The organism is Blautia sp. MSK20_18, from assembly GCF_020553125.1.
In the GTDB taxonomy this organism is placed as follows: domain Bacteria; phylum Bacillota; class Clostridia; order Lachnospirales; family Lachnospiraceae; genus Blautia_A; species Blautia_A fusiformis.
In genome coordinates this window covers 21700-35200 of record NZ_JAJCGR010000006.1, presented here as the reverse complement: position 1 = coordinate 35200, position 13501 = coordinate 21700, and the positions used below count along the sequence as shown (strand labels likewise).

The following is a 13501-nucleotide window of genomic DNA, read 5'->3' as shown; positions in this document are numbered from 1 at the left end:
ATCACCTTACCCGATCATAAATGTAAGCTCAGCCTCTACGGCAACCTCGCCATCCACAGATGCCACTGCAGAACCAATGCCTACAGGACCCTTTCTGCGGATGATCTTTGTTTCAAGACGGAGCTTGTCTCCCGGAGCTACCTTTCTGCGGAATTTACACTTGTTGATGCCTCCGAAATAAGCGGTTTTTCCCTTCATGTCCTCCAGGGAAAGAATGGCTACCGCACCCACCTGTGCCAGCGCTTCTACCATCAGAACACCCGGCATTACCGGCTCCTGGGGAAAATGTCCCCGAAAAAAATCCTCGCGGAAGGTCACACATTTATATCCGACAGCAAATTCACCCGGCTCATAATCTTCAATATAGTCCACAAGCAGAAACGGATGTCTGTGTGGAATGATCTCCTCGATCTGTTTTACATCAAGATGCTTCATTCTCTATCCTCCTGAAACAATAATTTTTCTTATTCTCTGATTCTGATCTGAAGGTACTTATCGGATACGGAAAAGCTTCTGACCGTATTCTACCGGCTGTCCGTTCTCCACATAGATCTCTGCGATCTCGCCGTCAAAATCACTTTCGATCTCATTCATCAGCTTCATAGCTTCCACGATTGCAAGAACCTGTCCTTTTTTTACCTTGTCTCCCACCTGAACGTAAGGCGGAAGATCCTGTGACGGTGCAGCATAGAAGGTTCCTACCAGCGGAGATGTTACCAGGCTGCCTGTCTGATCTTCCCCGCTCTGTGGTACGTTTTCCGACTGCTCAGTACCTTTCACTCCCTGTGCTTCTGCCACAGTTTTTCCTGTCACTGTCACTGCCATTTCATCTGTTGAAGCCGGTACCACAGGATCTTTGCCTGCCACCGGTGCTGTATTCACTGCCCTGCGGACTTTTCCACCGGTCATTCCTACTGCCGGAATGTTTTCCACAGTTTCTCCTATAACCCCCTGGATGATCTGTGGCTTTCCATGCTCCATACTTAAGGTCAGATCTGCTGTCTCATATGTAAAGGCAGTAAGCTCTGATGCAGATACGTGATCAATCAGTTCAAGGATCTGGTTAAATTCCATAGCTTCAGTCCTCCTCATACTTCTTTACAAGCAATGTTCCGTTGTGTCCTCCAAATCCAAGGGAATTGCTCATTGCATAACGAACTTCCTGTTTTGCCGGAGCGCCGATCATATAGTTCAGATCAAGCTCCTCCTCTGTTTCTGTTGTTCCCACTGTCTGATGGATAAATCCGTCCAGAATGGATTTTACGCATACGATAAACTCAACAGCTCCTGCTGCGCCAAGAAGATGGCCCACCATGGATTTTGTGGAATTGATCTTTACATCCTTGGCAGCGTCCTTAAACGCAAGCTTGATAGCTCTTGTTTCAAACAGGTCATTGTGATGTGTTCCGGTTCCGTGTGCATTGATATAATCTACCTGCGCCGGTGCAACACCTGCTTCCTTCATGGCATTTTCCATAGCACGTGCGGCGCCGCTTCCGTCCTCGGCCGGAGATGTGATATGGAAAGCATCTGCAGTTGCACCGTATCCCACAACCTCTGCCAGGATATTGGCATTTCTCTTTTTGGCATGCTCAAGCTCTTCCAGAACAACCACACCTGCACCCTCGCCCATAACAAAACCGCCTCTGTCTTTATCAAACGGAATGGATGCACGCAGCGGATCCTCACTTGTGCTCAGTGCAGTAAGGCTTGCAAAGCCTGCGATACCGATAGGGCAGACAGCTCCCTCTGTACCACCGGCAAGCATTACATCTGCATCACCATACTGAATGGCACGGAAAGCATCTCCGATACAATGTGTTCCTGTCGCACATGCCGTTACCACGTTGGTGCATTTTCCTTTTGCGCCGGTAGCGATAGAAACATTTCCGGCTGCCATATTTGTGATCATCTTCGGAACAAGAAGCGGATCCACTCTTGAAGGACCTTTTTCCATAAGCTTCTTCTCATTGGTCTCGGTAGCCTGAAGACTTCCCACACCGGAGCCGATGATAACGCCTACCATGTACGGATCTTCCTCTTCCATCTTAAGCCCGGAATTTTCCACTGCTTCCAGTGCAGCTGCTACCGCATACTGGGAAAAAGGCTCCATTCTTCTTGCAGTTCTCGGATCCATGCGATCCTTTGCCACAAAATCTTTAAGCTCTGCTGCCAGTGTTGCCTTGTATCCGGTCGTATCAAAACGGGTGATCGGTCCGATCCCCACCTTTCCTTCTTTTACTCCGTTCCAGAAGCTTTCCACATCATTTCCGATCGGTGTTACTGCTCCAAGTCCTGTTACTACTACTCGTCTTTTCATCAATCTATCCTCCTGACTCCGGGGAGCCTTCTTTACATTGCCATTCCGCCGTCTACGCGAAGTACCTGTCCTGTGATGTAACGTGCACCGTCTGATGCCAGAAATGCAGCTGCCTTTGCCACGTCTTCTGTTGTTCCCATGCTTCCCATGGGGATAGATGCCGCAATATTTTCTTTTACTTTGTCAGAAAGCACGTCCGTCATGTCTGTTTTGATAAATCCCGGTGCAATGGCGTTGACCGTGATCCCTCTGGATGCCAGCTCCTTTGCAGCGGATTTTGTAAGACCGATGATCCCGGCTTTGGATGCCGCATAATTGGCCTGTCCTGCATTTCCACGAAGGCCTACCACCGATGAAAGGCTGATGATCCGGCCGCTTCTCTGCTTCAGCATCATTCTGGACACATGACGGATGCAGTTGAAGGTTCCTTTCAGATTGATGTCAACAACTCTGGAAAAATCTGCCTCACTCATTTTCATGAGAAGTCCGTCCTTCGTAACTCCGGCATTATTTACCAGGATATCAACACGTCCGTATTTTTCTGCAACAGCTTTGAAAAAAGCTTCACATGCATCAAAATCTGCCACATTGCACTGCAGGATATCTGCCTGGCCGCCGGCTGCCTCGATCTCTGCTTTTGTTTCCCGGGCTTTTTCTTCTGAGCCGTTATAATTGATCACTACAAGGTTTCCTGCTTTTGCAAGCTCCAGGGCGATGGCTTTCCCGATCCCACGTGCACCGCCTGTTACAACTGCGATTTTTTTCTCTGACATATGAATTCCTTTCTGATGTTATGCGGTCATCCGTGATCCGCATTTGTTACCTGGCATTTCTGTCTGCTGCACTATGCCTGCTTTATTTTTGATTCTTTATCTTTTTTTCCAATATTTATACCAATTCCCGGCAGACTTTTTCCATGTCTTCTATGGTCTGGATGCTATATACTTTTACATTTCTGTCGATCTTTCTCATAAATCCGGCAAGGGTTCTTCCCGGTCCGATCTCAACAAATGTATCTACTCCCTGACGGATCATATTTTCCACACTCTGCTGCCAGCGCACGGAAGAAGAAATCTGTTTTTCCAGAAGTGCTTTTGTTTCCGCCGGATCTTCCACATACTCTGCGGTCACGTTTGTCACATACGGGATTTTAAGTTCATGAAGTGTGACACCCTCCAGAACCTTTCCCAGTTCTTTTCCTGCAGTGGCAAGCATTGCGGAGTGGAACGGTCCGCTGACATTTAACGGGATCACTCTTCTTCCTCCGGCTGCCTTCAGCTTTTCAGAGGCTTCCGCAACTGCCTCCGCAAGGCCTGTGATCACGATCTGGCCGGGACAGTTGTAGTTTGCAATGCTTACATCTGCAATGTCTGCAAGCACTTCCTCGATCTTCTCTGTCTCCATTCCCATAACTGCTGCCATGCTTCCCTTACCTGCCGGAACTGCCTGCTCCATAAGGATTCCCCTTTTTCTCACGGTAGTAACAGCATCCTTCAGCTCCATGCCGCCGGCAGCTTCAATAGCGCAGTACTCGCCAAGGCTTAATCCTGCAGTTACATCTGGATGAAGTCCCATCTCCTCTACCACCTTCTCCATGGCAAGACAGGTAGTGACCAGTGCAGCCTGTGTATATTCAGTCAGGTCAAGCCTGTCATTTTCTTCAAAGCAAAGTGCTTTCATATCCAGATCCAGCCACTCACCGGCAGAGTCGAAAACATCCTTTGCTGTATCGTATTTCTCATAAAAATCTTTTCCCATTCCGGCCTTCTGTGCACCCTGGCCCGGAAAGATGAATGCTGTTTTTCCCATTTATTATTCCTCCACAAGAAAACTGTTTTTCTTTACAGTCTCTTTTGTCTCTCTGATCAGTCTTGCCATCAGCTCCTTACAGGTCGGTACATCCTTTACCATACCTGCGATCTGTCCGGACATAACGCTTCCGGTTTTTACATCGCCGTCAACAACAGCCTTCCTGAGGCCACCAAGTGTCAGCATTTCCAGTTCTTCAAAGGATGCACCTGCAGCTTCTTTCTCCAGATATTCCTTTGTCATAGGGTTTCTTAAGGTACGGACCGGATGACCTGTAGTACGGCCGGTTACTCTTGTGTCGATATCCCTGGCTTTCAGAAGGAATTGTTTGTAATTCTCATGTACGTGACATTCCTCTGTTGCCACAAATCGGGTTCCCATCTGTACGGCTTCTGCACCTAGCATAAAGGCTGCCGCGATCCCACGACCGTCTGCAATTCCACCTGCTGCAATTACCGGGATCTTTACTGCATCCACAACCTGCGGTACCAGCGCCATAGTGGTTGTCTCACCGATATGTCCGCCGGACTCAGTTCCCTCTGCTACCACTGCATCTGCGCCACAGCGCTCCATTCTTCTTGCAAGAGCTACAGATGCAACAACCGGGATTACCTTTACTCCGGCAGCTTTCCATGCTTCCATGTATTTTTCCGGGCTTCCGGCACCGGTTGTTACTACCTTGATCCCTTCTTCTACTACGATCTTCGCAACCTCATCGGCACTTGGACTCATCAGCATGATGTTTACACCAAAAGTCTTATCTGTCAGTTTTTTCGCCTCACGGATCTGCTCACGCACCCACTCTGCCGGTGCATTTGCCGCCGCGATCAGTCCCAAGCCGCCTGCCTCGGATACTGCTGCCGCAATGTGATGATCTGCCACCCAGGCCATACCGCCCTGGATGATGGGATATTCAATACCAAGTAATTCTGTAACTCTTGTTTTCATCTTTTACCTCCGGAAAATTAAATCAAGCGAATAAAAGCATCCGCGGTTTATTTGGATCAAGCGGATAAAAACATCCGCATTCACTACGTAGCCTTATTTTAACAATTCATTAACAAGGGCTTTAATACTCGATCAGGCTTGCTCCGTACGTCAGTCCGCCGCCGAAGCCTGCAAGGACCATTCTGTCACCCCGCTGCAGTTTTCCGCTTTTTTTCATCTCATCCAGGAGGATAAGAAGACTTGCGGAAGAAGTATTGCCGTATCTGTCCATATTCATAGGGAACTTGGAAATGTCTTCGCCCAGCCGCCTTGCTGCGGAACGGATGATCCTCTCATTTGCCTGGTGGAGAAGATAATAACTGATATCTTCACAGGAAACCTGCTCTCGGGAAAGAAGCTCCTTCACAGCCTCCGGTACCTTGCTCACGGCAAAGCTGAACACTTCCTTTCCGTTCATCTGTATGTAGGTTTCCTTTGCCTTCGGATCATTTTCATAACGGATCTGATTTCTGCTCTGTAAGGTAAGTGCACCGCCTTTTTTTCCAATGGAATGGGTTACCTGTGCATAGCTTCCACCCTCTTCTGCTCTCAGCACGACTGCTCCCGCACCATCCCCGAAAAGAATGCAGGTGCTACGATCTGTCCAGTCCGTTAAACCGGACAGTTTTTCCGCTCCGATCACAAGGGCATTCCTATATATTCCCTGGGCCAGGTATGCCTGCGCAGTGTTCAGTGCCAGAAGAGATCCTGTGCAGGCGCCGTTCAGATCAAAACAGGTAGCCTTTTCCGCTCCGAGCCGCTCCTGCACCCCACATGCCACACAGGGCATGATCTCTGTTGGAGAAATGGTTGCCACAAGGATCAGATCGATTTCTTCTGCCTTCATTTCTGCGTCTTCCAGAGCTTTTAATGCTGCCCCCGCTGCCATCGTCACAGTATCTTCGTCCTCTTTTGCAATATGTCTCTGTACCACACCGGTTCTTTCCCGAATCCACTGATCACTGGTTTCCACCATCTTTGCCAGATCGTTGTTATCCCACACTCTGTCCGGTGCCCACGAACCGGTTCCACATATTTTACCTGTCATATTTTTCTCCATGATATCTGTCTTAAATCAGTCTGTATAAATCTGTACTGCTGTTCTCTGAATTATCTTTTATCTTAAAATATTTTGATTATCAAATTATATCATCATAAAAGTATTTGTCAAGAAGGAATTTTTGAGCATCCTTTTATGAAAAAAATAACAGCTGCCCCAGGCGTGGAGTATTGGTCTCTCCTCTGTCCTGTGACAGCTGTCTTATTTTTTTCAGACAGGTATTGTATTTATGGTTATTGCATTTATAGTTATTGCCTTCATAATTTTACTTCATCGCCCACTGTACCAGGCACACCACACCAATCTGCACCAGCAGTATCACCGGTACACCAATTGCAAATCTGGCTTTTCGGGTTTTGTGGTGAAAAAATCTCATGCCAATGATCGCCCCGACGCTGCCACCGATGACAGCACTTAAGATCAAGGTCTTCTCCGGGATCCGCCATTTATTACGACGGGCTTTCTGCTTGTCAACTCCGAAAAGCACAAAGGCCAGGATATTGACTGCAAGCAGATAATAATATATGTAATCATTCATGATAGCTCCCTCCGGGCTCTGTGTCCTGTATTTCGGACAGTAACCGATTTATGTATTCATTGCAGTTTGATGATCAGCACCGGTATGGGCGGATCATTAGGCCGGTTTGCATATTCCGACAGGATCACCAGATATTTATGAGGATCCAGCTGACGGATAAACGCAAGCATCTCATCCCGTTCCTGATATCCCGTATCCCCGCCACTGTAAATGCAAAGTGTCATAAGTCCGCCTTTTTTCAGAAGCTTAAGTCCGCTTTCTACCGCTCTTTTGCTGCTGTCTGCTCTGGTCGCCACCGAATGGTCTCCGCCGGGAAGATATCCCAGATTAAAGGTGATGCAGGACACGGTTTCTTCTTCTGCATAAATATCCATATTCTCATGAGACTCCAGAAGAAGCTGATAATTTTCCGGACAGTTATCTCTTTTCAGTCGCTCCTTCGTATGTTCCAGTGCCTGCTTCTGAATGTCAAAAGCCAGAACCCGTCCCCTTTTTCCTGCAAGCTGGCTTAACAGAGCCGTGTCATTGCCATTTCCCATTGTTGCATCGATACAGATGTCTCCCGGCATGACCTGCTGCCGTATAAAATGCTGCATGTATGCAGTGATCTGAAGATTTTTCATTTAAAAATCCTTTCAAAATTCTCTTACAGTTCATGATAATACGGACAGATATCCTCATAATGTCCATCCTTCATACGGAACCCCTTCGGGATCACGCCAAGCTGAGTAAATCCAAGTCTCTCATAAAGATGTCTTGCAGGAACATTGCAGGACACAACCGCATTAAACTGCAGGACACCAAAACCATGCTCTTTTCCCCGGGTCAGACAGTCGGATACCAGCTTTTCTCCAATGTGAAGTCCTCTGGAATCTCTGCTTACCGCATAGCTGGCGTTACAGATATGACCGCATCTTCCGATATTATTCGGATGAAGAATGTAAAGTCCGTAAACTTTTCCGCTTTCCGCATCTACTGCTGCAGCTGTATAGGTCTGTTCTGAAAAAAAAGCTTTTCCTGTCTCTTCGTTAAGGCATTCTTCCTGTGGAAAAGCCACACCGTCTTCTACAACCTCATTCCATATCCGGATCAGATCCGGAAGATCTTTTTCTTCGTATTTTCTTACTGTAACATTCATGATGATCTTCTCCTCTATTTAAGCAGCTCCACATTCCGTCCATTTCTTCGGATCACACCCTCATCCGAAAGATTTTTGATCTCCCGCATCATGGCACTACGGTCCACACTTAAGTACTGGGCCAGTGCGGTATAGGACATGGGCAGCTTGAATTTCCCGGCATTTTTTTCCGCAGCCAGAGAATGCAGATAAGCTATCAGCTTCTTCCTGGTGGAGGATCGTGAAAGCATGTATATCCGATCCGTCTGCTGCCTGGAACGTAGGGCTGTCATCTGCAGAAGATTACTGACCATCTGGCTGTGATGATGACAGGCATTTTCACAGCGCTTGATCACATGCTCATAATCAATAAACAGCACCTTCGTCACGGTAGTAGCACATACATAATAATGCTGGGAATCTGACGGAAGCAGAAACGGTTCGCCAAATACACTGTCCCTATTCAGTTCATCGATGACATACTCATTTCCATCCTCGTCACAGCAGTAGAGAACTGCTCTTCCCTCCTGGATCAGACCGATCTTTTTCATGGAGCTGGAATATTCCATGATGGTTTCTCCATTCTGAAAAACTTTCTCCCGGACTTTAAAGCAGACACGCATTCTTTCCTGTTCTTCGGGCAAAATATCCGTAAATAAAGTGATATGCTCCATAAATTTTCCTCCCACCGGCAAAATACTCTTCCGCATATCTGTACTTTCCTCTTTGTATACAAGACTATGTAAGAGGACTCTCAAAGCAACTATCCGCATTTTATTTTGCTGCATGTTTCTGATTTTATACCAGCACGAAAAAAATGTAAAGTCTGGAAATTTTTCCTGTTTTGTTGTATTTGCAACAGTTTTTGCCATCAATTTCTGTTATATTTTTATCAAAGTTAAGAAACAAACAAATCACTGAAGCATATAAATAAATCCACCATAGAAAGAAAAGAGGAATCGCTCATGAAAATCACAGATACCATCAAATATGTAGGCGTTAATGATCATCAGGTTGACCTTTTTGAGGGCCAGTACAAAGTTCCGAACGGCATGTCCTACAACTCCTATGTGATCCTGGACGAAAAAATTGCGGTTATGGATACGGTAGATGCAAATTTTACTCACGAATGGCTTGATAATATCCAGAAAGTTCTGGGTGACCGGAAACCGGATTATCTGATCGTACAGCATATGGAACCGGATCACGCAGCCAACATCGCAAACTTCCTGAAGGCTTATCCGGACACCATCGTTGTTTCCAACAAAAAAGCCTTCGCCATGATGCAGAACTTCTTTGACCTGGATCTGGAAGGTCATCAGATCATCGTAGATAACGGCGGAACCCTTTCCCTTGGAAAACACGATCTGACTTTTGTATTTGCACCGATGGTTCACTGGCCGGAGGTTATGGTCACTTATGACAGCACAGAAAAGGTTCTTTTTTCCGCAGACGGCTTCGGAAAATTCGGCGCCCTGGATGCAGAGGAACCATGGGACGATGAGGCAAGAAGATACTATATCGGCATCGTTGGAAAATATGGTGTGCAGGTGCAGAACCTTCTGAAAGTAGCCGCAGCTCTGGATATCCAGACCATCTGCCCGCTCCACGGACCGGTTCTTACTGAAGATCTTGGACATTATATCAGCCTCTATGATACCTGGTCTTCCTACACACCGGAGGATGACGGAATCGTGATCGCCTACACTTCTGTATACGGTCATACAAAAATGGCCGTTCAGCAGTTGGCCGATAAATTCCGCAGCAAAGGATGTCCAAACGTTGTTGTCTATGATCTTGCAAGAGACGATATGTCCCAGGCACTGAGCGATGCTTTCCGTTACTCCAAGCTGGTTCTCGCAACCACCACATATAATGCAGGCATCTATCCGTTTATGAACGACTTTATTACCCGTCTGACAGAGCACAACTTCCAGAACCGCACGGTAGGACTGATTGAAAACGGAACCTGGGCACCGCTGGCAGCGAAGGTTATGAAAGAAATGCTTTCCAAATGCAAAAAGATCAGCTGGCTGAATACCACAGTTAAGATCATGTCTGCAGTAAATGAAGAAAACCGCAGGCAGATGGAAGCTATGGCTGATGAGCTCTGCCAGGAATACATTGCAAAAAGCGATGATCTTGCCAACAAGAATGATATGACTGCTCTGTTCCGCATCGGTTACGGCCTCTATGTGGTAACCTCCAACGATGGCAAAAAGGACAACGGTCTGATCGTCAATACCGTTACACAGCTTACCGACAACCCATATCGCGTGGCTGTCAACATCAACAAGGCAAACTACTCTCACCACGTGATCCAGCAGACCGGTATCATGAACGTAAACTGCCTGTCCACAGATGCTCCGTTCTCTGTTTTTGAGCAGTTCGGCTTCCAGTCCGGCAGAAGCACCGATAAATTTGCCGGACAGAAAGTAAACCACTCCGACAACGGCCTGGTATTCCTGGACAAATATATCAATGCTTTCATGTCCCTGAAGGTAGAAAACTATGTGGATCTCGGCACTCACGGAATGTTCATCTGCAGCGTCACAGAGGCCCGTGTCATGAGCGATCAGGATACCATGACTTACACCTACTACCAGAAACATGTAAAGCCAAAGCCACAGACCGAGGGCAAAAAAGGCTGGGTATGCAAAGTCTGCGGATACATCTATGAAGGCGATGAACTTCCGGAAGATATCATCTGCCCGCTGTGCAAGCATGGCGCTGTGGATTTTGAGCCGATCGAAGGATAAGACTGAAATCCCCATAACATAAATTGATTTAATCCGGTTACAGCTCCCTTATTTTTACAAATTATAAACCACAAAAAAGACAGGTTTCTGAGGTGGCCTGTCTTTTTTGTATTATCATCCAATGTCTTCGCAGCGTCTTTCACCAAATTTATTCTTACAACAGATCAGACACTCACGCTCTGTATTTCTGCAGGAATCCTGAAATTTACGGATCATATGCCTTTTATTTATTTCATCAGTCTGATAACCTGCTCTGCAGTATCTGCCAGATTCTGCTTGGCATTCTCATTTTTCATGGCCTCCTCCAGAGTTACCACTCCGCGGAGGATCGGGAAAAAGGCATCGATCCCTGCATCGTTGCAGGCTCTTGCGTCACGCTGTACGGCACCTGCAAAGGCGATCACTTTTTTGCCATATTTCTTTGCAAGCTTTGCAACACCTACCGGCGCTTTTCCCATGGCTGTCTGTCCATCCATACGTCCCTCACCTGTGATCACAAGATCCGCGTCTTTGATGTAGTCCTCAAGTTTTGTCTCATCCAGCACGATGTTGATCCCGGATTCCAGGACTGCATCGGTAAAGGTCAGGAATGCAAATCCCATTCCGCCGGCAGCACCTGTTCCCGGATACTTTGGATCTGCTTTCGGAAAACGCTCCTTAGCAAGCTCTGCGTAAGCACCCAGCCACTGATCCATGTCCTGGATCATCTCCGGCGTAGCACCCTTCTGCGGTCCGTAGATGGAACTGCATCCAAGCTCTCCGCAAAGAGGATTTGTGACATCACAGGCAACACGGAATTTACATTCTGCAAGCTCCGGGATCACATAGGCATCTGTGATCTCTGTGATGTCTTTCAGGCCTCTTGCTCCCGGAAGGACCTGCTTTCCGTCTTTATCCAGAAATGCATAGCCAAGTGCCTGAAGCATTCCCACACCACCGTCATTGGTGGCGCTTCCGCCGATACCCACAATAAATCTGCGGCAGCCTTTTTCGATGGCGTCCTTGATCACCTCACCGACACCGTAGGTTGTGGTATAAAGAGGATTTCTTTTTTCGTCCGGCACCTGCGTGATCCCTGCTGCACCAGCCATTTCGATCACTGCGGTCTTTGTGCTTTCGATGATGCCATACTCACAGATCACCGGCTCGCCAAGAGGCCCCGTAACCTTTACGTGCTCTGTTTTTCCGTTCATTCCTGCGACAAGGGCTTCCACGGTTCCCTCTCCACCGTCTGCCAGTGGTCTTACCTGAACTTCTGCGTCCGCATCCACACGATGGATACCTTCAGCAGCTGCAAAGCCTGCCTCCATGGATGTCATACTGCCCTTAAAAGAATCGATCGCTGTTACTACCTTCATTTTATTTTCCTCCTGTATGATTTTTATGTAAAGCTGATATCCGTACTCTCCGTTCTATCATTCCGTGTACCGGAAACGTGAAATGTTCATTTACGTGTCAGGCGGATATTTTCTGCGCAGCTCTGCAGCCAAATAACTGTTCTGCTGTTTGGTTATCAGCTGTCCCCGGATGAAAAGAACCTTCTGTGAACTTATTTTTCCCTGGAAATGTCTCTGGCTGATGCCGCAGAGAAGCTTTTTCTCCACAAAAATACTCTTCAATATAAATTAAACCACATTTATAAAAAATGTGGTCTCAATCCCCGAAAATTCCGGGACGCTGTTCTGTTGTATCTGGCACTGGAGCTGGAATGAACCGGCTATTTCACTATTCTCTCACATGAAAGCCAAACTCCTCCTCCAGTGGGATTTCCCTTGCTTCAATCCCCTCGATCTCCACAAAGCTCTGCTGAGAAAGGCGTTCTACCATCTCCCGGATTTCTTCTCTGGTTCCCTGTACTTCCATTTCCACACGATCATCCCAGAGATTCCGTACCCAGCCGGTCAGTCCCATGGACTGTGCAATATAATAGGAGCGGTAACGAAAGCCTACTCCCTGTACTCTTCCTGAAAAATAAAAATGTTTCCGAATCTTTTCCATCTGGCACCTCATATTTTCTGTCTTAACTATTCTGTCTCTGTATCTCCACCCGAAATTCTCCCGCATCCGCCGCAGGAATATCATAACCAGATTATATAATATTTCTTTATAAATTGTAAAGTTATATCCTTCTATCTATTGGAAACTATAATCATCTGCGTTATAATGGTTTTTATCAGAATAAAAAGAAATTTACTTTCTTTTGCAGAAAATATTTTCAACAAAATTTAACATCAGGAGGTAATGATCATGAATGAAAGCATCAAAAACCTGTTAGAACGCAGAAGCATCCGCGCCTACAAAAAAGAGCTTGTTCCGAAAGAAACTCTGGATACGATCCTGGAGGCGGGAGAATATTCCCCCAGCGGCATGGGACAGCAGAGCACTCTTATGGTAGTGACACAGGATCCGGAGCTGGTTGCAAGGCTTTCCAAAATGAACGCAGCTGTTATGGGCAGCACCTCAGATCCGTTCTACGGCGCCCCAACTGTGATCATTGTCTTTTCCGACAGCAAAATGGGCACCTGTGTGGAAAACGGAAGTCTTGTGATGGGAAATCTCATGAATGCCGCACATGCTCTCGGCGTGGACTCCTGCTGGATTCACCGTGCAAGAGAAGTTTTTGACTCCGAGGAAGGAAAAGAGCTGAAGAAGCAGTGGGGTGTTCCGGAGGAATATATCGGCGTGGGCCACTGTGTTCTTGGATACCGTGACTGTGAGTATCCAACAGCCAAACCGCGTAAAGATGGTTTTGTGATCCGTGTGTGATCGGCTTGCAGAATAAAATTTCCACTGCCAAAAACTTTTAATGTAAATAAAGATCTGACAGATTCCTGCATGATACGCATCGCTACGTATCTGAGAATACACAGGGAAACAACCCTCCGGTATCATAAATACCAGAAGCTTTTCC

At 46.9% G+C, this 13501-nt stretch carries 16 protein-coding genes; 3 read left to right on the top strand and 13 right to left on the bottom strand.

The annotated features are described in order from the left end of the window. Nucleotides 1-6: 6 nt before the first annotated feature. The 11 genes from fabZ to LI091_RS05310 all read right to left on the bottom strand — a co-directional run bounded on the left by fabZ (nucleotide 7) and on the right by LI091_RS05310 (nucleotide 8505). Nucleotides 7-435 (bottom strand): 3-hydroxyacyl-ACP dehydratase FabZ, encoded by a 429-nt coding sequence (gene fabZ / locus LI091_RS05360; RefSeq protein ID WP_015525544.1) that lies wholly within the window; start codon nucleotides 433-435, stop codon nucleotides 7-9. Nucleotides 436-492: 57 nt separating this feature from the next. Beyond that, entirely contained in the window at nucleotides 493-1074 is a 582-nt protein-coding gene (gene accB / locus LI091_RS05355; RefSeq protein WP_173732691.1) for an acetyl-CoA carboxylase biotin carboxyl carrier protein, read from the bottom strand. Between the two features lie 4 nt (nucleotides 1075-1078). Then, on the bottom strand, nucleotides 1079-2320 hold the full coding sequence (gene fabF, locus LI091_RS05350; RefSeq protein WP_015525541.1) for a beta-ketoacyl-ACP synthase II: 1242 nt from the start codon (nucleotides 2318-2320) through the stop codon (nucleotides 1079-1081). A gap of 32 nt (nucleotides 2321-2352) precedes the next feature. Then, nucleotides 2353-3093: a 3-oxoacyl-[acyl-carrier-protein] reductase gene (gene fabG, locus LI091_RS05345; RefSeq protein WP_147603200.1), complete on the bottom strand. Its 741-nt coding sequence runs from the start codon at nucleotides 3091-3093 to the stop codon at nucleotides 2353-2355. A 115-nt stretch (nucleotides 3094-3208) separates the two neighbouring features. After that, nucleotides 3209-4129 (bottom strand): ACP S-malonyltransferase, encoded by a 921-nt coding sequence (gene fabD, locus LI091_RS05340; RefSeq protein WP_147603199.1) that lies wholly within the window; start codon nucleotides 4127-4129, stop codon nucleotides 3209-3211. Nucleotides 4130-4132: 3 nt separating this feature from the next. Next, a complete protein-coding gene (gene fabK, locus LI091_RS05335; RefSeq protein WP_015525538.1) occupies nucleotides 4133-5077 on the bottom strand; it encodes an enoyl-[acyl-carrier-protein] reductase FabK in 945 nt (314 codons plus the stop codon). Nucleotides 5078-5198: 121 nt separating this feature from the next. Next, a complete protein-coding gene (locus tag LI091_RS05330) occupies nucleotides 5199-6164 on the bottom strand; it encodes a beta-ketoacyl-ACP synthase III (RefSeq protein ID WP_265190920.1) in 966 nt (321 codons plus the stop codon). Between the two features lie 277 nt (nucleotides 6165-6441). Then, nucleotides 6442-6714, bottom strand: a complete 273-nt coding sequence (locus tag LI091_RS05325; protein WP_265190919.1) for a DUF1294 domain-containing protein — start codon at nucleotides 6712-6714, stop codon at nucleotides 6442-6444. 56 nt (nucleotides 6715-6770) lie between these two features. Beyond that, nucleotides 6771-7337 carry a class I SAM-dependent methyltransferase gene (locus LI091_RS05320; RefSeq protein ID WP_265190917.1) on the bottom strand — a complete coding sequence of 189 codons (567 nt, stop codon included), beginning with the start codon at nucleotides 7335-7337 and terminating at the stop codon, nucleotides 6771-6773. 23 nt (nucleotides 7338-7360) lie between these two features. Further along, nucleotides 7361-7852: a GNAT family N-acetyltransferase gene (locus LI091_RS05315; protein ID WP_118368503.1), complete on the bottom strand. Its 492-nt coding sequence runs from the start codon at nucleotides 7850-7852 to the stop codon at nucleotides 7361-7363. A gap of 14 nt (nucleotides 7853-7866) precedes the next feature. Continuing rightward, nucleotides 7867-8505, bottom strand: a complete 639-nt coding sequence (locus LI091_RS05310) for a Crp/Fnr family transcriptional regulator (RefSeq protein ID WP_022427177.1) — start codon at nucleotides 8503-8505, stop codon at nucleotides 7867-7869. A 291-nt stretch (nucleotides 8506-8796) separates the two neighbouring features. Between LI091_RS05310 and LI091_RS05305 the strand changes: the two genes are divergently transcribed. Then, nucleotides 8797-10590: a flavin reductase gene (locus LI091_RS05305; protein ID WP_021652771.1), complete on the top strand. Its 1794-nt coding sequence runs from the start codon at nucleotides 8797-8799 to the stop codon at nucleotides 10588-10590. Between the two features lie 227 nt (nucleotides 10591-10817). Here the strand turns inward: LI091_RS05305 and LI091_RS05300 are convergent, their stop codons facing one another. Next, nucleotides 10818-11948 (bottom strand): glycerate kinase family protein, encoded by a 1131-nt coding sequence (locus LI091_RS05300; protein ID WP_265190916.1) that lies wholly within the window; start codon nucleotides 11946-11948, stop codon nucleotides 10818-10820. A 201-nt stretch (nucleotides 11949-12149) separates the two neighbouring features. On the opposite strand from LI091_RS05300, the gene LI091_RS18610 reads away from it, so the two are divergent. Further along, the gene (locus LI091_RS18610) at nucleotides 12150-12302 is read left to right on the top strand and encodes a helix-turn-helix domain-containing protein (protein ID WP_255363779.1); all 153 of its coding nucleotides are present in this window, start codon (nucleotides 12150-12152) and stop codon (nucleotides 12300-12302) included. A gap of 13 nt (nucleotides 12303-12315) precedes the next feature. On the opposite strand, the gene LI091_RS05290 is transcribed toward LI091_RS18610, so the two are convergent. Beyond that, nucleotides 12316-12588 (bottom strand): acylphosphatase, encoded by a 273-nt coding sequence (locus tag LI091_RS05290; RefSeq protein WP_015525529.1) that lies wholly within the window; start codon nucleotides 12586-12588, stop codon nucleotides 12316-12318. Between the two features lie 249 nt (nucleotides 12589-12837). Here LI091_RS05290 and LI091_RS05285 point away from each other — a divergent pair, with 249 nt between their 5' ends. Further along, nucleotides 12838-13356 carry a nitroreductase family protein gene (locus LI091_RS05285; RefSeq protein WP_015525528.1) on the top strand — a complete coding sequence of 173 codons (519 nt, stop codon included), beginning with the start codon at nucleotides 12838-12840 and terminating at the stop codon, nucleotides 13354-13356. Nucleotides 13357-13501 lie beyond the last annotated feature (145 nt).

Excerpts from the sequence above, each read along its gene's own strand:
- fabZ (WP_015525544.1), bottom strand. The coding sequence starts at position 435 with ATGAAGCATCTTGATGTAAAACAGATCGAGGAGATCATTCCACACAGA.
- accB (WP_173732691.1), bottom strand. The coding sequence starts at position 1,074 with ATGGAATTTAACCAGATCCTTGAACTGATTGATCACGTATCTGCATCA.
- fabF (WP_015525541.1), bottom strand. The coding sequence starts at position 2,320 with ATGAAAAGACGAGTAGTAGTAACAGGACTTGGAGCAGTAACACCGATC.
- fabG (WP_147603200.1), bottom strand. The coding sequence starts at position 3,093 with ATGTCAGAGAAAAAAATCGCAGTTGTAACAGGCGGTGCACGTGGGATC.
- fabD (WP_147603199.1), bottom strand. The coding sequence starts at position 4,129 with ATGGGAAAAACAGCATTCATCTTTCCGGGCCAGGGTGCACAGAAGGCC.
- fabK (WP_015525538.1), bottom strand. The coding sequence starts at position 5,077 with ATGAAAACAAGAGTTACAGAATTACTTGGTATTGAATATCCCATCATC.
- LI091_RS05330 (WP_265190920.1), bottom strand. The coding sequence starts at position 6,164 with ATGACAGGTAAAATATGTGGAACCGGTTCGTGGGCACCGGACAGAGTG.
- LI091_RS05325 (WP_265190919.1), bottom strand. The coding sequence starts at position 6,714 with ATGAATGATTACATATATTATTATCTGCTTGCAGTCAATATCCTGGCC.
- LI091_RS05320 (WP_265190917.1), bottom strand. The coding sequence starts at position 7,337 with ATGAAAAATCTTCAGATCACTGCATACATGCAGCATTTTATACGGCAG.
- LI091_RS05315 (WP_118368503.1), bottom strand. The coding sequence starts at position 7,852 with ATGAATGTTACAGTAAGAAAATACGAAGAAAAAGATCTTCCGGATCTG.
- LI091_RS05310 (WP_022427177.1), bottom strand. The coding sequence starts at position 8,505 with ATGGAGCATATCACTTTATTTACGGATATTTTGCCCGAAGAACAGGAA.
- LI091_RS05305 (WP_021652771.1), top strand. The coding sequence starts at position 8,797 with ATGAAAATCACAGATACCATCAAATATGTAGGCGTTAATGATCATCAG.
- LI091_RS05300 (WP_265190916.1), bottom strand. The coding sequence starts at position 11,948 with ATGAAGGTAGTAACAGCGATCGATTCTTTTAAGGGCAGTATGACATCC.
- LI091_RS05290 (WP_015525529.1), bottom strand. The coding sequence starts at position 12,588 with ATGGAAAAGATTCGGAAACATTTTTATTTTTCAGGAAGAGTACAGGGA.
- LI091_RS05285 (WP_015525528.1), top strand. The coding sequence starts at position 12,838 with ATGAATGAAAGCATCAAAAACCTGTTAGAACGCAGAAGCATCCGCGCC.